Raw genomic sequence first — 16,311 nt, forward strand, 5'->3', positions numbered from 1 at the left:
CTTCTCACCATGGAGCGGGCTTTTTTTTGAGCGTATCGGCAAGGTGAAAATTTAATCTTCAGCCAACAAAAACGCCCGGCACACTGAAAACAGAGGTGGACTTTGAGCCTTTATCGCGTATGGAGCGCGCAAACTCTCAATGACCGGAAATACCATGTCAGACTCTATCGAATTTTTGCGCAATGTCGCTATCGTGGCTCACGTTGACCACGGCAAAACAACTCTTGTGGACAAGCTTTTACGGCAGTCCGGAACGCTGGACGAGCGCGGCGCACGCGAAGAACGTGTCATGGATTCCAACGATATTGAAAAAGAGCGCGGCATTACGATTCTCGCCAAGAATACAGCCATCGGCTGGAAAGCTCCGGATGGTCAAGATTGGCGCATCAACATCGTCGACACACCGGGACATGCGGACTTCGGCGGAGAGGTCGAGCGCGTCCTGTCTATGGTCGACTCTGTTGTCTTGCTCGTTGACGCTGTCGAAGGCCCAATGCCGCAAACAACATTCGTGACGAAAAAAGCTCTGGCGCAGGGCCTCAAGCCTATTGTCGTGGTCAACAAGGTTGATCGCATGGGCGCCCGTCCGGATTGGGCCGTGGACCAGACCTTTGATTTGTTTGATCGCCTGGGCGCAACAGATGATCAGCTCGACTTCCCCGTTGTTTATGCCTCAGCGTTGAACGGATGGGCCTCTCATGAGGTCGAGACCGAGGGCGAAGACATGACGCCGCTTTTCGAAGCGATTGTTCAAAACGCGCCGGTGCCGGATGTTGACCCGGACGCGCCATTGCAGCTTCAGGTCTCTGCGCTCGATTACAATTCCTATACCGGCGTTATTGGCGTTGGCCGCGTCGTACGCGGAAAAATCAAACGCAATCAACAGGTCGTCGTCGCAACGCCGGACGGACAAACCCGCAAAGCAAAAGTTCTTTTGCTCTATGGTTTCATGGGCCTTGATCGCGTCGAGATGGAAGAGGTGTCTGCCGGGGATATTTGCTGTTTCACCGGTATCGATAAACTCGGTATTTCAGACATGATCTGTGATCCGGAAAATGTAGAGCTACTGCCTGCCTTGAGCGTGGACGAGCCGACCATTTCCATGACGTTTCAAGTTAACGATTCTCCGTTTGCGGGACGCGAAGGCAAATATGTCACCTCTCGAAACATCAATGATCGTTTGGAAAAAGAGCTGATCCACAATGTCGCCTTGCGCGTCGAACAGCTTGATGAAGCCGATAAGTTTCGCGTTTCGGGCCGCGGCGAACTTCATCTTTCTATCCTTATCGAAAACATGCGCCGCGAAGGATACGAACTCGCGATTTCCCGCCCGCAGGTGATCAACAAGGAAATTGACGGCGTGCTTTGCGAGCCGTGGGAAGCCCTCACCATTGACGTGGAGGAAGATCACCAAGGCTCCATCATGGAGAAACTCGGCGAGCGTAAAGGCAATCTCAAAAATATGGTGCCGGACGGGCAGGGGCGTGTGCGGCTTGATTACGAAATCCCGACACGCGGCCTCATTGGTTTTCGGTCAGAGTTTATGACGCTGACCTCCGGGACTGGCCTCATGTATCATAACTTTGAACAATATGCGCCGCGTTCTAAATCCACCATCGGAAGCCGCCAAAAAGGCGTGTTGATTTCAAACGGTGCTGGCAAGGCCGCTGGTTTCGCGCTCTGGAACCTACAGGACCGCGGTAAAATGTTTATCGGGCATGCGGAAGATGTCTATGAAGGCATGATCATCGGCATTAACGCGCGCGACAATGACTTGGTCGTCAATGTCCTGAAAGGCAAACAGCTTACCAATGTACGGGCGTCAGGAACGGATGAAGCCGTTGTGCTTACGCCGCCGATTAATTTAAGCCTCGAATACGCTCTCGAATTCATCAATGATGACGAGCTGGTCGAAGTGACACCTGAAAATATCCGCGTTCGCAAAAGATATTTGCTCGAGCATGAACGTAAAAAGGAAAGCCGCCGCAGAGAGGCGATGGAAGGCTAGCCTTTCATTTGGTCTCGGCGGGGTATTGCTCACCAGCTATTCCGCATTCGACACTATTTTATTCAAGCCCTCTGACGTTCAGGGGGCTTTTTTGCATCAGTAAACAGCCTCATCTGCGGCGCTATTGAACGCATTCGGGATTTGTGCGTTATATAATAACTGTTCATGAAGCGCTCAGCTTGGCTATGCTAGACACTTGCCGAAGGGACGTTTCAGAACCGAGAATTAAGTCAGGATGATAGATATGAAAAACCTTATAATCACGACAGTTGCGGCGTTGAGCTTGGTGGCCTGTGCTACAGGGCCGTCCGCATATGGGCCGGCGGCGAAGTCGGACAGTCTGGGATTTCAGAATACCAAAATTGAAAGTGACCGCTTCCGCGTCAACTATACGGGCCGGTCTGCCGAAGAAGCTCAAGATTATGCCCTTTTAAGAGCGGCAGAGATTGCCTTGGCTGAGGGATATAGCCACTTCCGAGTGCTTGGCGGCGAGACCTATACAGGGCAACGTCCTTCCAGCACCTCGACGAGCGTCGGTGTCAGCAGCGGACGGGGATATTATGGTAGCGGCACTTCAGTCGGTGTCGGGTTGAGTTTGAACGCTCTTGGGAGCGCGTTTAGCGGCAAGAAAATTACAAATTCAATCGAGATCAAATTAATGAACTCGGCGTCCGACCTACCAAACGTCTATGACGCAAGTCAGGTTCAAGCCAATATTCAGCCTGAGGCGTTTCAATAGACAGCTTTAAAACTGGCGGGGCTATATAAAGCGAACGGTAATGCGTTCCAATCCTTCCGCTCCGCCGGACAATTCATCCCCAATTATGACAGGCCCAACACCTGAGGGCGTGCCTGTATAAATGAGATCTCCGGGTTGCAGGTCCATATCCGCTTTTAAATGCTCAATGATTTCCTCAACCGACCAGATCATGTCTTTTAAACAGGCATGCTGGACGATATCTCCGTTTTTACGCAAGACAATGTGAGCCTTCGTCAAATCGACATCCTTTGCGAGCGTCAACGCCGAGCAAGGTGCGGATTGACGAAAGTTTTTCGCGCGGTCCCAAGGCCCGCCTTTGGTTTTCGCACTTGTTTGAAGATCACGTCGCGTCATGTCGATCCCAACGCCATAAGCGTAAATTTCAACGCCCGCCGACCCATTTTCCTCCTTGGATTTTGACGGTCCGAGAGCAACGACCAGCTCGACCTCATGATGTAGATCAGAGGTGTTGGGAGGGTATTTTATACTTTGTCCGGATTCCACGACCGTTTCAGCCGCTTTGGTAAAGAAAACCGGTTCACTGCGGGTTTCCTTGGCTGTCTTTCCGTCGCCGCCCATTTCGGTGATATGATCTGCGTAGTTCTTGCCTACGCAGTAGATCCGCCGCACTGGAAAACGGCTTTCTTGCCCCATGATTGGGAGCGTGACAGGAACGGCAGGCGGGAAGGCTAGTTTTGTCATGATCTCTGGTCGGTCTTTCTTTTTATCTCTTTACGCTATGCGATTTCGACTTCGTCTCAATGGATTGTCAAACAGGCAAGGCTGTCATAGCGTAGTCAGAGTTTAACATAAAAGGTTGTTATGCGTATCGTCGATATACCGATTGAAAAGATTTATGTTCCGGCGTCCAAGAAAAAGACGTTGGACACTTCAAAAATTGAGCCTCTCGCGGAAGATATTCTGGAAAACGGACTGAAAAGTCCAATTTACGTGCGCCTCGGGAAGAATAGATATGTCCTTCAGGAAGGGTTGCACCGCGTAGAGGCGATGAAACTTCTGGGGGAAGCCCTGATCGACGGTCATATCGTTCAAGCCAAAAAAGCCTGATCCTCTTTTACAAACAATAAAAAACCGCCCTGCGATGTGCAGGGCGGTAAATCTTTGCAGATTATTTATCCATCAACTCTTAGAGTTTTGGAGTAATGTCTTCGTCGATATCGGCATCGATGTCGCCATCAACATCCGCATCTAGACCGTCATTGTCGAGGTCTGTATCCAGGTCTGTGTCCAGATCGGCACCTGTATCTAGGCTTGTTTCAGGGTCGATAGTCTCGACATCTGACTCAAGCTCGAGGTCAGAGTCTGTCTCAATGCCGACTTCAGCGTCATAGTCTTCACTGGTTTCAACGGCACCCATTACGTCGGAAGATTCTTCCGTTGTGATAGTCGCGCTATTTTCCTTTTCGGCAAGTGCGCTTGTGTATTGAACTTCAGAGAAGTTGTCAGCGCCTTCAGAGATATCATAAAACTTAGACGTGATGTCTGATGTTGTATAATCTTCCATTCCAGGAGCTTCCGTGAACTCTGTCATGCTTACTTGGCCGTCAGCGTTTGCATCAAGCTCGGCAAAAGTTGGTTTGTCACCACCTGCATAGGCAGCAGATGCGCCTAGAACAGCTGATAGAGCTAAAGCGATAGAAGTAGATTTTAAATAGGTCATAATAAGTCCTCTTTCTGTTTACCCAGCACCATTAAGCGATGCTTGTTACGGCATCCGTTCGTCGTGATGCTTGTGGGATAAATGCAGGAAAACCGAAATTTGTTTCGTTACAAAACAGCATAACTCGTGGCAAGAATAAGGCAGAGTCAGGCCGAAATTGGGCGCGTTCTCTAAGGCGTTGAAATATAATTATAATTCAGGACTCAAGGGCGACGTTCGATCAGTCGGCACGTCAAAAAACTCCTAATATTTCTTCGGAACGAAGTCTTTCTGTGTGGGAACGACGCTTAGTTTTCTCAAAATACGTCTTACCGACACCTATATTAGGTCGGCTTTCCCTCTTTCAGAACAAGAGTTGGAACCCTGTTTAACCCTCATTTTGCAGTTTTTCTCTCAAAATCTTCCGGTTTACCTTCCCTACGGCCGTTTTGGGGATGCTATCGGTGAAGATTATACGGCGAGGCTTCTTGTATGATGCGATCTTCTCCGAAGCGTGGGAAATAAGATCTGCTTCAGATGCCTGATGGTCGGGCCGTAGAACAATAAAGGCGGTCACGGCTTCGACCCATTTAGCATCTGGCGCGCCGACCACGCAGGCTTCAAGCACGTCGTCATGTTCCATAAGCACGTCTTCGACTTCCCTCGGATAGACATTATATCCGCCCGACACGATCATGTCAGAGGTCCGGTCCCGCAAAAAGAGAAAGCCTCTTTCGTCAAACACGCCAATATCCCGTGTGTGAACCCAGCCGTCCGCATCGAAACTTTCTCTGCTGAGGTCCGGGGCTTTGAAATATCCGGCGGCTGAGGAGGGCGACCGCACTAAAATTTCGCCCGGCTCACCTTGGGGTGCCTCTTTCCCTTTTTCGTCAATGAGGCGAAGCTCGACATCTACGGCAGGACGTCCACAGGCGCCAAGTAAATCCCCGACATGGTCTTCGGGGCGAAGAACGGCCAAGGCTAAGGGCGCTTCGGTTTGCCCGAAATATTGCCAGAACTTATCCTGCCCAAATATATCAATCGCGCGTTCTATAACCGTGCGGGGCATGGGCGATGCGCCGTAAATGATATGATTGAGGGAGGACAGGTCATGTTGGTCCATGTCCGGCTGCTCCAGAAGCATATGAAGCATGGTCGGCACAAGATTTATAGCGGTGGGTCGATAATGGCTGATAGCGGAGAGAAACTCCTGCGGGACGAAACCGGATAATATAATGCTCCGCCCTCCACGTAGCCATAGAGGGAGAACGAAGGTCCCGCTGGCGTGGATAAGCGACGCCGCGTGCATCATGGCATCGCTCTGCGATATCGGAAACAAGTTCAAGAGGATATTGCGGCAAATGGCGGCGAAGGACGCCTGAGTATGTTGCGCCGCTTTCAAGACGCCAGTGGTGCCTGAGGTATAGAGTGTTAAAATAATGTCGTCCGGGGCGGCCTCAATCTGGGGGGGCGTCCCATCTTGGTCAGCGGCGATAGCCGCAAGGTCTGCGGAGTCTGGAAGAGAGACACCCAGGCCATACGCCGAAAGACTTGGGATTTTTTCGACAAGCTCTGCAGCGCGCTCTGCCAGATCCGCACTGAAAATCAGGATGCCGCATTCAGCTTCCGTCACCATCCGCGCATGCTCTTCCAAGGAGAGCCGGGCGTTCAAGGGAACTCTGTTCACTCCGGCCTTAACGCAGCCGAAATCCAAAGGAACGCTTACCAGGCTGTTATTTACCAAGAGAGCGACACGCGACCTATGGTTCGCTCCGACGAAGCTCAACGCATGCGCTAATTGGTTGGCTTGATGATTGACCTCGGCAAAGCTTAGCTCCCGGTCCTCAAACACAAGGGCGACGCGATCCGCATTTAGCGCGGCTCCACGTTCGATAAGGTCAATTGTGAGAGGCCCTAACTTGCTCATATGTTTCGTCCGTATTCAATGGGTCTATTTAAGAGTTAAAGTTGCCGTGGCGTCCGGCGCCGTCCACAAAACGTTTTGCGCCGGATTTTCCTTCTGCTGCAACTATGGGCGCGCCGAGCTGGCCTTCCTGCCGGAGGGCGGCGTCCAGTGGCATGTCCCATTGACGATAGGCCGAGTGGCGATCCGCCAGCATACATTGTTGAGGAAAGGCCGCGATCTCTTGCGCCAGTTTTTCCGCCGCTTGGCGCGATTCTCCGTCCGGCACGACGCGATTGACCAGTCCCATCGATAAGGCTTCGTCGGCGTCGACAGGGCGCCCCGTTAGTATCATGTCCATAGCCCGGCCCATGCCGACGAGGCGGGGCAGCCTTACCGTTCCCCCGTCAATGAGCGGGACGCCCCAGCGGCGACAAAATACGCCAAACACGGCCGATTTTTCTGCCACTCTCATATCCGCCGTCAGCGCGAGTTCCAGGCCGCCGGCCACGGCATAGCCGGACACCGCGGCGATGAGGGGTTTCGACAAGGCGAGGCGGGTAGGCCCCATAGGCCCGCTGCCGCCGCCATCCGGATCAAGTTCATGCGCCCGGTCTTCATCCTCTAGCGCGCTAAGGTCAGCGCCCGAGCAAAAGGTCCCGTGTGCGCCCCAGAGGACTGCTACCTTCTGAGTGTCGTCTTTCTCAAAATCGAATACTGCGCCGCGAAGATCAGCGGCCATCGGGCCGTCAACGGCATTTCGCTTGTCCGGTCTGTCCAGAATGATTGTCGTGACAGGGCCATCCCGTTCAACAGAAATGTAAGAGCCTGGCCTCATAATGTTTATTCTCCCCATTATAGCTTTTCTAAGCACACCCCTTGTAGGAATCTCTAGGCCAAAAACCAGATATATTTGTGAATAGCGGCGATGGAGCTGCTGGGTTTATCGCTTGTTTACCGAAATGGGATATTTAAATGACCCTATGCGGTACTTACTTTGCCTTTTATGTCTCTGGTTCAGCGCGGCGTCGGCTCATGCTTTCTCTGCGGATGACATAGTGGAAGCGGCGCGGGAACGCACGCGGGCAGAGGTTCGCTATGACCCGAAATATGTCGTTTTAGCTTATCCCGGGGGAGACGTTCCGGCGGATACCGGCGTGTGTACGGACGTTATCATCAGAACTTACCGCAATGCTTACGGCTTTGACTTCCAAGAAGCCGTCCATGAGGATATGAAACGTAACTTCAGCGCCTATCCCAAGAATTGGGGCCTAAAGCGCGCGGATAAGAATATTGATCATCGCCGCGTGCCTAATCTGGAAGCTTTTTTGAAGCGTCAGGGCGCGAGCCTTCCCATCACAAAAAAAGCCGAAGATTATCAGCCAGGCGACATAGTCAGTTGGCGGCTGGGCGGACGCCTTCCGCATATAGGCATTATTTCGGATAAGAAATCAGAGTGGGGAACGCCGCTCGTCATTCATAATATTGGCGCGGGTCCAGTCGAAGACGACCTTTTATTCAATACCGATATTAATGGCCACTTCCGTTTCGCGCCGAAATAGGCTCTCCAATAAAACCGCTGATTACGTCTCAGGGAATAAGAGGTCGGGGTTTTTCATCGTTTTGATCTCAAGAACATTATCGTTTGGATCAGCGATGAAGAATGTTTCCTGCTCATATTTATCGCCTTTGAATCGGCGGTAAGGCTCATCAATGTACTCAAGACCCGCCTCAGCGATGCGCTCTTTAACGCCGTCAAAATCTTTCTGCGTCAGATGAATACCGAAATGAGGCACTAGAACAGCGCCCATATCAACGTCGTGGCGAACATTGGGGAGCTTCTCTTCGCTTTGATGCAAGGTAAGTTCATTGCCCCAGAAATTGACGTCGACCCAACGGCCCTCTTCTCCGTTACCAAGGGAGCACCCCAGTATGTCCGTGTAAAATTTTACAGTGGTGTTCAGATCACCAGCAGGAATAGCAAGATGTAAGATACCAGACATGAATTTTCCTATCTCTTCTTATTTAAACGTCCTAAGGCGCCAAAGCGCTCCGCATCCCACTTCATATTGTCCCCGTGCGGTGATTATTCAATATGTTGGCTGCAGAGGTTATAATATGCGAATTTACCAAAAAAATCCGAATAGGGGGCATAATTTGCCAAAAATTGGCGCGAGAAGGGCTGCTCTTGGAGGTGATGATCTATTGTTAGAGCGTAAATTAGGGATACACCCGACAATATATAGGGAAGGCCTGACCGTCACCTTCCGCTCGACACATCGTCGCACTCGCACGAAATGGGTTGAACCGCCCTGAAGACTGAAGTCTATACGCCCCGCCTTTCAAATCACGATTCATTGCTCCTTAAACCCGAGAGGATTCATGCCCTTTTTCCGTCAAACCCTTTTATATTCGTTGCTCCCCTACCTTGCGATGTCCACGGCGCAACAAGCCGCCGCGTCGCCGGCTGAGCACGCAGATACCCACGCCGTTGGGAACGAAGCCGAAGACCGTCATGACGAGGAAAACGGACATAAAGACGAAGATGAACACGGTCATCACGATGGAGGAAATCACCAAATAGACGAAATCGTGGTTCAGGCAACGCGGTCCGGCCGCGCGGTAGAGAATGAACCCTTCCGGGTCGAAGTCATTGCAGGAGAAGAGATCCAAGAAAAAGCGCTCATGCGGCCCGGTAATATTTCCATGTTGGTCGCGGAAACTGGCGGGGTCAGAGTGCAGACGACCTCTCCGGCCCTTGGGGCCGCGAATATCCGCCTCCAAGGGCTTTATGGGCGCTACACCCAGCTCTTGAGCGACGGTTTGCCTCTTTATGGGGGACAAGCCGCGTCTATTGGATTGCTACAGATACCGCCGACCGACCTGTCTCAAGTGGAGGTGATTAAAGGGTCTGCGTCGTCCCTTTATGGCGGCTCTGCGCTAGGCGGCGTTATCAATCTAGTATCGCGGCGTCCTGGCGACGAACCGGCAGGTGAACTGCTCGCCAATTTCACAACGCGGGATGGCCAGGATTTGACGGGCTATGCGGAAACGCCGCTTAGTGATGAGTTTGCAGTATCTCTGACCGCCGGAGCTCACAGGCAGACAGAACAAGATCTAGACGATGACGGATGGATTGATATTGCGGGTTATGACCGCCTAACAGCGCGACCAAGACTGTTTTGGGATGGGGCCAATGGCTCAAACCTATATGCCACAATTGGTCTTATGACAGAGCAACGGGAAGGGGGAACCTTACCCGGCGAAACCGTCCCAGACGGAACGCCTTTCCGTCAAAATCAGGATACGACCCGTGTCGATGGCGGATTTATTTCTGAAACGCCCGTTTCCGATACGCTCACACTTAACCTTCGCGGCTCGGCAATGGTGCAGGATCACGAGCACCGCTTTGGCGACGTGCTCGAAGACGACCGACATGAAAGCTACTTTGCAGAAGCCTCTATTGCAGGCGGATGGGGCCGCACAAATTGGGTGGCGGGTTTGGCCTATCAGTCCGAAATTTTTAGTTCGGATACATTTCCCGCGTTCGATTTTGACTATGACGTTCCAAGCCTATTCGCGCAGCTTGATCACGATATGACCGAGGACTTCTCTTTCTCCCTCAGCGGACGAGTCGACGAACATAGCGAGTTCGGCACGCAGCTCAGCCCGCGAGTGTCCTTGCTATATAAGCCATCCGATTGGACCATCCGCGGATCTTATGGTCGCGGGTTTTTCGGGCCCACGCCTTTCGTGGAGGATATAGAGGCGGCGGGTCTGTCGCGGCTTGAACCCCTGCAAGGACTGGACGAAGAAACGGCCGAAACGGCGTCGCTTGATATTGGGTATCGCCGCGGGTCCATTGAAACCAATCTCACCCTGTTTGGCTCTAACGTTGACGGGGTGACGGAATTGGAAGCTTTTGCGTCGACAACCGGCGGGTCGCTCGACCGCGTTCGGCTGGTGAATGCTGAAGGGGAATCGCGCATTCGCGGCACCGAGCTTCTGTTTCGTTATTTCTGGAATGATGTGAAGCTTACGGCCAGCTATCTTTACTTGGATGCCACAGAGCAGGGTCCGTTTGGGGAACGACAAGAAATCGAATTGACGCCGCGCCATTCTGCTGGGTTTGTTGCCATGTGGGAACAACATGGCAAAGGTCGGTTGGGATTTGAAGCGTACTACACCGGCAAGCAGAGATTGAGCGGCAATCCTTTCCGGGATGAAAGCAAACCCTATCTCCACCTGGGATTACTGGGAGAAATCACAATTGGAAATACAGGCTGGTTCCTAAACGCAGAAAATTTACTGAATGTGCGCCAGACTAAAGAAAATCCTCTTGTGTTGCCTTCCCGCGCTCCGGACGGTCAGTGGACGACTGACATCTGGTCCCGAAATGACGGGTTCATCCTAAATGGCGGCGTGCGCTTAAAATTCTAAGCGTTTGCTTGCGAATTTGAAACATTCGCTTCCGGGTTTGGGCGTATATTGGTAAATCTCTTCCAAATCGGTTACGTCTGAATACAGAACGTCCGAGGAGGTAAGGTTATGTTTGTTGCAGGTTACTGGTGGAGAGTGCATCCGGGCAAAGAAGAACAATTCCGCGCGGCGTGGCGCCAAGGGACAAAGCTCATACAAGAAAAATACGGAAGTCTGGGGTCTCGTCTTCATCGTGACAAGGACGGACGTTTTATTGGTATTGCGGAATGGCCGGACGAGGAGACCTGGCAAAAGGCTTTTGATGCCAAGATGGCCTATGATGATCCCGAAACGCGCCAGGCTTTCGTAGAGTCTGTCGCTGATACGGCAGATGAGCCGTTATTACTCATGCACGTAACGGACGATTTGTTGGATCGGTAAGGCTAGGCGAGCTTGCCGAGCCGAGGCTGCCATTTCACGGCGCCACGCTCTGTCGGCCCCGAGCAACCTCAAGCCACCAAACGCCCTGACATTTGTTCCATCGATGTCATCACCGAGAGACGTCCGACGAGGCCGAAGTGAGAGGCACATAGTTTTGTAGGAACAGATGCGGAGCCTCAACGTATTCTAAATCATGGTAGCTGATTCAAAATCCAAGCCCCGGACTAAATCTGAGCCTGAAAATACTTCGGCTGAGCAAGCGCGCGGCGGTGAAATTATTCTGAAAACCAAAAGGCGGCGATTGATTTTTCTCGGTGGTCTGATCGGAATTGTTCTTCTCGCGATCATCTTGAGAATAGCAGGCTTATTCTAAACCCACACGAGAAGGGCGCTTACGCAAAGCCCCGTTTAATCTGACAATCTACCATCCCGCTTTTTTAAAATTTTTACGATCCGGTTATAAACGACTTCGGTGAGAATAACGGTGTCGTTGCCGGTTGTATTTACGAACTGGATCACGACCGTGTCGATATCTTTATGGTAGTGCGCTCGGCTTGAATGGCCCAATACCCAACCCGTGTGTCCATATTCGTAAATGGACGAATAAATTTCCTGCTCTCTTTCGCTAAATAATGTGCCGTCGTTCAGCGCTCTGAGAAAAATTCCAACATCTTCGGCGGTTGCGACAAACCCTTGATCGAGAGTTTTAAAATCGGTGTCATATCCGATGTGATAGCCGCTCATTAACGCTTCGGGATCTACATTTTTTACGGAGAAAAACGTTCGACTTAGACCAAGGGGGGAGAGGATTTCCTCCCGAATGTAGTCTGTGTGCTCATAACCGAGCATTTTGGTCATTATCATTTCGAGCAAAAGATAATTTGTATTCGAATAGGTGTACTCACTGCCAGGGCTAAAATCTGAAGGCGTGTCTAGAACAAAGTCCAAGACATCGACTGTGTCTTTCGACCAGTCGAAATCTTCGTGGTCTGTAAAATTCGGGATGCCGCTTCGGTGCTGGACGAGCATACGCAAGGTAATCTGATCGGCGTATTCGATACGTTCAGCTAGTGACGGTAAATAATGCGCTAAGGTTTCATCCAAAGAAAGCCGGCCCTCTGCCACAAGCTTTGCGACCGCTGAGGCATTATACAATTTTCCTATACTTGCAATTTTGAACAGAGCGTTTGGATCTGCGGGAATCTGGCGCTCTTTATCATGCCAGCCCGCGGCAAAAAATTCGGCCTCTTCCCCATCGTGTTGGACGTACACGATTATTCCATCGACACCTTGATGAATTGCGGCGTCAACTTGCTCCTGCACAGTCTCGGGCAAAGGCGCCAAATAGTGAATAGCCTCCCGCCACGGCGCAAAGATCAATATGCTCCCTACCGTCAAGAAGGCCGCCGCTATTCTCAAAGTCAATTTTAGTCTGGTTCTCATTTTTTCGCTTCCCCTTAGCGAATATTTGCGGCCTCAGATTATTTTACCCACTAAGGCGATGCGGTGTGGACGGCACTTTCTTGGGCGACAATCGGCGTTTGATTGCGGCCTTCTGGAAGAAAGCAGGGCAGGGACCAGAATAGTACGCGATAGCCTCCAATATTCGCCCCGTCGACAGTTCCCGCTCCGTTCCAGATGGTAACGTGGCCCGTAAAACCAGAATTTGGAAAGTCCATGAGCACGATTCCGGCGGCGTTGGGCAGGTCAAAACTGTTTGCTGAGCCGTCAGTGATTGCCAAATCAGGCTTGCCATAGGTCTTTGTCAAGTAGGTCTCCATATCGGCGATACGGTAATAATATTGGTCTTTGTTCCCGCCGCTCACTGTTTTGGGTCTTTCGCGCGGAATTTTATGGCCTGCCTTGTTCAGCATGTAGGAAACTCTAACCGCGCAGGCATTTGTCCATCGGCCCTGATCAAAGGGAAGGGTGCCATTGACTTCTACCAATCCGCCGATTTCGCCCCAAATGCCTTCCGGTCGGTCATAGAGATAGTTTTCCCACATAACCTGCAGGTTCGGACGGTGTTCAAGGTGTCCGTCTGCGGCTATCGGTTTACTGCAGACAAGTGGCATTTCCGCGCCATATACCAGTTTTTTGTATTTTGGTTTTTCCGATTCTACCGGGGCAGTAACAGGCGTTTCTCTCGGCTGGGACATGGCTGGTGTCTGAGCGCTCGGCCCTGCCTCGGTCTTCGCAACTGTTTGGGGTAAAGTTTCACACGCTGCCAGCGTAAGCGCTGTCGCAATCCCAAGACATAAATTCTTCATGATTTTTCGCTCCCCTAACCCACGGGGAGCTATATCAGAGAGTCGCCGAGCATGGCAAAGCCAAACGTCAAAAAGCACCCTTCTTAAATTATGCTGGCGGAAAACGCTATTTTATCTATAATATTCTCATCATAAGGCAGAACGAGGGGCAATTCTGTGCAAGATGATTTAATTGACCGGATATACGAAGCGTCTTTTATTCCGGAAAACTGGCCAGGGATATTGGACGATCTGGCCGGAATGACCGAGGCGAAAGGCGGGTTGTTATTCTCTGCGCGCGACAAGGTTCTAAGCTGGACGACCTCAGACAATCTTGAAGATGTTTTTCATACCTATGTGAAAGACGGGTGGTTTGCCAGGTGTGACCGCCGCGTCTGTATTATGGGCAAAGCCCATGATTCCTTCTTAATTGAAAACGATTATTGGTCACCGGAAGAGTTCGAGGCCAATCCGATTTATCAAAATTTTTTCCGCCCAAGGGGGCTCGGATGTTCTGCCGGAACAGGGCTATTGCTCCCGACAGGGGATAGAATAGTTTTTAGTGTTGAGCGGACATTGGACCGGGGGCCGATGGAAAAGCCATTTGTAGAGCGGCTAAACGAACTTCGCCCCCATCTGGCTCGAAGCGCCCTCATCGCGGCGAGACTGGGCTTGAAGAGCGCGACCGGAGCCAGCGAAGCTCTGACCAAGCTTGGGTTACCAACGATTTTGCTCGACGCCGATGGGGCGGCCGTTGAAATGTCCAATATATCGGAAGATGTAGCGGCGCACTTGGTCATTGGCGCGCAAAACAAAGTCGGATTGAAAGATAAACAGGCCAATGATCTATTTTCGAAATCCCTGCAAACCTTGCACTTGCATTCAGATACGAATGTCAATTCTTTTCCTTTGCGCGCCGGCGACACTCAAGCGGCGATGGTCGCACATATTCTGCCGATCAGCCGCTCCGCGCATGATATGTTTGCCAAAAGCTACGCCATATTAGTTTTAACTCCGGTGGCAAAAAAGAGCGTTCCTCCGGTCGAGCTCGTTCGCTCTCTCTTTGATTTGACCGCGTCGGAAGCGCGCGTCGCCCGCAAGCTAGCGGCGGGCAAGTCCGTTGAAGAAATTGCCGAAGACGGCGGCGTGGCGCTTAGTACAGTCCGGACGCAGCTTCGTCAGGTGATGGAAAAGACGGGATGTTCCCGTCAGGCGGAAGTGGTCGCTTTACTCGCAAATCTTGCCTTGCAGAAGTGACAGCTTCGCCCGCACGTCTCTACGTCAACGCTCCTAAAAATGTACGAAACTTCAATAAAATTTTGATTTATCATCTAAATTGATGATGCCGCTCCGTGGCTCTTCGGATTTACTCCCTCTATCAACATTATTTCTGTTCTGGAGGGCAAAATGAAAACATCATCACTTCTTATTCTAGGTCTGGCCGGGCTGTCGCTCAGTGCGTGCGGGGCCACCTCGGGCGGCGTAGCGCAATCTCTCGCGCAGCAAGCGGCCATGCGCACGGTGACGCCTGCGCCTGCGCAAGCCGTCTCGGCGGAAAGTGAAGTCACGGCGGATCCGATCATCGTCGCGGATGCAAAATGCGAGACCATTGCTGCGAAAATGGCCGAAGCCGATACGACTATCGCGAACTCTCAAGCCATCATCGCCAAGGCAGGGCAGAGCAATGTTGCAGGTCAGGCCGTTGCGTCAGGCGCATCAACGGCGGCCGTTCATTCTGGCGCGGCTGGGGCACTAGCTAAGGTGCCGTTTGGAGGATTTTTTGCCAAGGCGGCGATGGACAAAGCTGCGAATTCCGGTCGGAAAAAGGCCGCAAAAGCTCAAAAAGAGCTGGATAAAGCTGTGTTACGCAAAGCGAAACTCTCTGGCCTCTATGCGGGGCGCAATTGCGAAGGTTAGAGAGCCCTAACGGGGCGCAAGGCGGCAGATAGATTTTCTGTCTGCCGCCTTTCCCCGCTGAAGGAGTGTGAATTTTGAAAGGGTCTGGACGTGACGAATTTGATGGATAAGGTTTTTATGTCGATGGGTATGGACGGCAAAGAAATCAAAGACATTCAGATACGCGGCGCATTATATATTGGCATGATTTTTATGATCGGCCTGACAAGTGCATTTTTGATTTTGGCGCTTTTTCACTAGGTCCCTAGCTTACATTTCTTTTTTAAATCGAGGCATAAAAAAACCCGCTGTGAGGCGGGTTTTTCTTTGCGTATTTCGCGAAGACTACTCTTCGGTCTTAGGCTCTTCCGCGTCGCCGGCGTCCGTCTCCGGGGCCTGGAACTCTTCCGGAGCGTCGCCTTCAAACATGTTGACGGCGGCTTCGGCGCGTTCTGCGGCGCTCTGGGCGGCGTCGGCTTTGGCTTCTTCCTGTTCCATACCGATCACGTCCTCGCCTTTGGCTTGACGTTCGGCTTCGTCTTCGGAACGGGCCACATTGACGGTGATGTCAACGATGACTTCCGGGTGAAGGCGGAGCTTGATCTCGTGAATGCCGAGATATTTGACAGGCTCAAGCACAACCATGCTGCGCTTCACGCCTTTGTCTTTCAGCTCGTCCGCAATATCACGCGCCGTCACAGAGCCGTAAAGATTGCCGGCGTCACCAGCCTTACGGATAAGAACAATTTGCTCGCCTTCGAGGCCCTTGCCTTGTTCGGCGGCTTTCTGGCGGGTTTCTTCATTGCGTTGCTCGAGATATTCACGCTCGGCTTCGAAACGGGCCAAGTTGATTTTCGACGCACGCAGAGCTTTTTCCTGCGGCAAGAGATAGTTCCGGCCATAGCCCGGCTTAACGGAGACAACATCGCCCATCATGCCAAGGTTTTCAATTTTTTCGAGTAGGATAACGTCCAT

At 51.8% G+C, this 16,311-nt stretch carries 17 protein-coding genes; 9 read left to right on the top strand and 8 right to left on the bottom strand.

Translation table 11 applies throughout. The features are described from left to right. Nucleotides 1–154 precede the first annotated feature (154 nt). Nucleotides 155–2,008, top strand: a complete 1,854-nt coding sequence (gene typA, locus ACNA05_RS10870; protein ID WP_415811511.1) for a translational GTPase TypA — start codon at nucleotides 155–157, stop codon at nucleotides 2,006–2,008. Nucleotides 2,009–2,252: 244 nt separating this feature from the next. Further along, nucleotides 2,253–2,747: a CC0125/CC1285 family lipoprotein gene (locus tag ACNA05_RS10875; protein ID WP_415811512.1), complete on the top strand. Its 495-nt coding sequence runs from the start codon at nucleotides 2,253–2,255 to the stop codon at nucleotides 2,745–2,747. A 21-nt stretch (nucleotides 2,748–2,768) separates the two neighbouring features. Here the strand turns inward: ACNA05_RS10875 and ACNA05_RS10880 are convergent, their stop codons facing one another. Then, complete coding sequence (locus ACNA05_RS10880; protein WP_415811513.1) at nucleotides 2,769–3,470, bottom strand: fumarylacetoacetate hydrolase family protein; 702 nt, start codon at nucleotides 3,468–3,470, stop codon at nucleotides 2,769–2,771. A 120-nt stretch (nucleotides 3,471–3,590) separates the two neighbouring features. On the opposite strand from ACNA05_RS10880, the gene ACNA05_RS10885 reads away from it, so the two are divergent. Continuing rightward, on the top strand, nucleotides 3,591–3,836 hold the full coding sequence (locus ACNA05_RS10885) for a ParB N-terminal domain-containing protein (RefSeq protein ID WP_415811514.1): 246 nt from the start codon (nucleotides 3,591–3,593) through the stop codon (nucleotides 3,834–3,836). 79 nt (nucleotides 3,837–3,915) lie between these two features. On the opposite strand, the gene ACNA05_RS10890 is transcribed toward ACNA05_RS10885, so the two are convergent. From ACNA05_RS10890 to ACNA05_RS10900, 3 genes are all read right to left on the bottom strand, one after another. Then, complete coding sequence (locus tag ACNA05_RS10890; RefSeq protein WP_415811515.1) at nucleotides 3,916–4,449, bottom strand: hypothetical protein; 534 nt, start codon at nucleotides 4,447–4,449, stop codon at nucleotides 3,916–3,918. Between the two features lie 367 nt (nucleotides 4,450–4,816). Continuing rightward, nucleotides 4,817–6,355 (bottom strand): class I adenylate-forming enzyme family protein, encoded by a 1,539-nt coding sequence (locus ACNA05_RS10895; RefSeq protein WP_415811516.1) that lies wholly within the window; start codon nucleotides 6,353–6,355, stop codon nucleotides 4,817–4,819. A gap of 28 nt (nucleotides 6,356–6,383) precedes the next feature. After that, nucleotides 6,384–7,169: a crotonase/enoyl-CoA hydratase family protein gene (locus tag ACNA05_RS10900; protein ID WP_415811517.1), complete on the bottom strand. Its 786-nt coding sequence runs from the start codon at nucleotides 7,167–7,169 to the stop codon at nucleotides 6,384–6,386. A gap of 145 nt (nucleotides 7,170–7,314) precedes the next feature. Between ACNA05_RS10900 and ACNA05_RS10905 the strand changes: the two genes are divergently transcribed. Continuing rightward, nucleotides 7,315–7,893 carry a DUF1287 domain-containing protein gene (locus ACNA05_RS10905; RefSeq protein WP_415811518.1) on the top strand — a complete coding sequence of 193 codons (579 nt, stop codon included), beginning with the start codon at nucleotides 7,315–7,317 and terminating at the stop codon, nucleotides 7,891–7,893. A 21-nt stretch (nucleotides 7,894–7,914) separates the two neighbouring features. On the opposite strand, the gene ACNA05_RS10910 is transcribed toward ACNA05_RS10905, so the two are convergent. Next, complete coding sequence (locus ACNA05_RS10910; RefSeq protein ID WP_415811519.1) at nucleotides 7,915–8,334, bottom strand: VOC family protein; 420 nt, start codon at nucleotides 8,332–8,334, stop codon at nucleotides 7,915–7,917. A 379-nt stretch (nucleotides 8,335–8,713) separates the two neighbouring features. Between ACNA05_RS10910 and ACNA05_RS10915 the strand changes: the two genes are divergently transcribed. Together ACNA05_RS10915 and ACNA05_RS10920 are read left to right on the top strand one after the other, a co-directional pair. Next, nucleotides 8,714–10,771 (top strand): TonB-dependent receptor domain-containing protein, encoded by a 2,058-nt coding sequence (locus ACNA05_RS10915; RefSeq protein WP_415811520.1) that lies wholly within the window; start codon nucleotides 8,714–8,716, stop codon nucleotides 10,769–10,771. A gap of 108 nt (nucleotides 10,772–10,879) precedes the next feature. Next, nucleotides 10,880–11,191: an antibiotic biosynthesis monooxygenase family protein gene (locus ACNA05_RS10920; protein ID WP_415811521.1), complete on the top strand. Its 312-nt coding sequence runs from the start codon at nucleotides 10,880–10,882 to the stop codon at nucleotides 11,189–11,191. Between the two features lie 408 nt (nucleotides 11,192–11,599). Here the strand turns inward: ACNA05_RS10920 and ACNA05_RS10925 are convergent, their stop codons facing one another. Both ACNA05_RS10925 and ACNA05_RS10930 read right to left on the bottom strand, forming a co-directional pair. Then, complete coding sequence (locus ACNA05_RS10925; RefSeq protein ID WP_415811522.1) at nucleotides 11,600–12,634, bottom strand: serine hydrolase domain-containing protein; 1,035 nt, start codon at nucleotides 12,632–12,634, stop codon at nucleotides 11,600–11,602. Nucleotides 12,635–12,684: 50 nt separating this feature from the next. Further along, nucleotides 12,685–13,461, bottom strand: coding sequence for a type VI secretion system amidase effector protein Tae4 (locus tag ACNA05_RS10930; protein ID WP_415811523.1), 777 nt, complete (start codon nucleotides 13,459–13,461; stop codon nucleotides 12,685–12,687). 156 nt (nucleotides 13,462–13,617) lie between these two features. Between ACNA05_RS10930 and ACNA05_RS10935 the strand changes: the two genes are divergently transcribed. From ACNA05_RS10935 to ACNA05_RS10945, 3 genes are all read left to right on the top strand, one after another. Further along, nucleotides 13,618–14,697, top strand: a complete 1,080-nt coding sequence (locus ACNA05_RS10935) for a helix-turn-helix transcriptional regulator (protein ID WP_415811524.1) — start codon at nucleotides 13,618–13,620, stop codon at nucleotides 14,695–14,697. Between the two features lie 150 nt (nucleotides 14,698–14,847). Further along, complete coding sequence (locus ACNA05_RS10940) at nucleotides 14,848–15,357, top strand: hypothetical protein (RefSeq protein WP_415811525.1); 510 nt, start codon at nucleotides 14,848–14,850, stop codon at nucleotides 15,355–15,357. A 90-nt stretch (nucleotides 15,358–15,447) separates the two neighbouring features. Then, a complete protein-coding gene (locus ACNA05_RS10945; RefSeq protein ID WP_415811526.1) occupies nucleotides 15,448–15,597 on the top strand; it encodes a hypothetical protein in 150 nt (49 codons plus the stop codon). 84 nt (nucleotides 15,598–15,681) lie between these two features. Here the strand turns inward: ACNA05_RS10945 and rplI are convergent, their stop codons facing one another. Beyond that, the gene (rplI, locus tag ACNA05_RS10950; RefSeq protein WP_415811527.1) at nucleotides 15,682–16,311 is read right to left on the bottom strand and encodes a 50S ribosomal protein L9; all 630 of its coding nucleotides are present in this window, start codon (nucleotides 16,309–16,311) and stop codon (nucleotides 15,682–15,684) included.

This window comes from Litorimonas haliclonae, from assembly GCF_965138505.1.
GTDB lineage: Bacteria > Pseudomonadota > Alphaproteobacteria > Caulobacterales > Maricaulaceae > Litorimonas > Litorimonas haliclonae.

Excerpts from the sequence above, each read along its gene's own strand:
- ACNA05_RS10905 (WP_415811518.1), top strand. The coding sequence starts at position 7,315 with ATGCGGTACTTACTTTGCCTTTTATGTCTCTGGTTCAGCGCGGCGTCG.
- ACNA05_RS10875 (WP_415811512.1), top strand. The coding sequence starts at position 2,253 with ATGAAAAACCTTATAATCACGACAGTTGCGGCGTTGAGCTTGGTGGCC.
- ACNA05_RS10930 (WP_415811523.1), bottom strand. The coding sequence starts at position 13,461 with ATGAAGAATTTATGTCTTGGGATTGCGACAGCGCTTACGCTGGCAGCG.
- ACNA05_RS10920 (WP_415811521.1), top strand. The coding sequence starts at position 10,880 with ATGTTTGTTGCAGGTTACTGGTGGAGAGTGCATCCGGGCAAAGAAGAA.
- ACNA05_RS10915 (WP_415811520.1), top strand. The coding sequence starts at position 8,714 with ATGCCCTTTTTCCGTCAAACCCTTTTATATTCGTTGCTCCCCTACCTT.
- ACNA05_RS10910 (WP_415811519.1), bottom strand. The coding sequence starts at position 8,334 with ATGTCTGGTATCTTACATCTTGCTATTCCTGCTGGTGATCTGAACACC.
- ACNA05_RS10895 (WP_415811516.1), bottom strand. The coding sequence starts at position 6,355 with ATGAGCAAGTTAGGGCCTCTCACAATTGACCTTATCGAACGTGGAGCC.
- typA (WP_415811511.1), top strand. The coding sequence starts at position 155 with ATGTCAGACTCTATCGAATTTTTGCGCAATGTCGCTATCGTGGCTCAC.
- ACNA05_RS10885 (WP_415811514.1), top strand. The coding sequence starts at position 3,591 with ATGCGTATCGTCGATATACCGATTGAAAAGATTTATGTTCCGGCGTCC.
- ACNA05_RS10925 (WP_415811522.1), bottom strand. The coding sequence starts at position 12,634 with ATGAGAACCAGACTAAAATTGACTTTGAGAATAGCGGCGGCCTTCTTG.
- rplI (WP_415811527.1), bottom strand. The coding sequence starts at position 16,311 with ATGGACGTTATCCTACTCGAAAAAATTGAAAACCTTGGCATGATGGGC.
- ACNA05_RS10890 (WP_415811515.1), bottom strand. The coding sequence starts at position 4,449 with ATGACCTATTTAAAATCTACTTCTATCGCTTTAGCTCTATCAGCTGTT.
- ACNA05_RS10900 (WP_415811517.1), bottom strand. The coding sequence starts at position 7,169 with ATGAGGCCAGGCTCTTACATTTCTGTTGAACGGGATGGCCCTGTCACG.
- ACNA05_RS10880 (WP_415811513.1), bottom strand. The coding sequence starts at position 3,470 with ATGACAAAACTAGCCTTCCCGCCTGCCGTTCCTGTCACGCTCCCAATC.
- ACNA05_RS10940 (WP_415811525.1), top strand. The coding sequence starts at position 14,848 with ATGAAAACATCATCACTTCTTATTCTAGGTCTGGCCGGGCTGTCGCTC.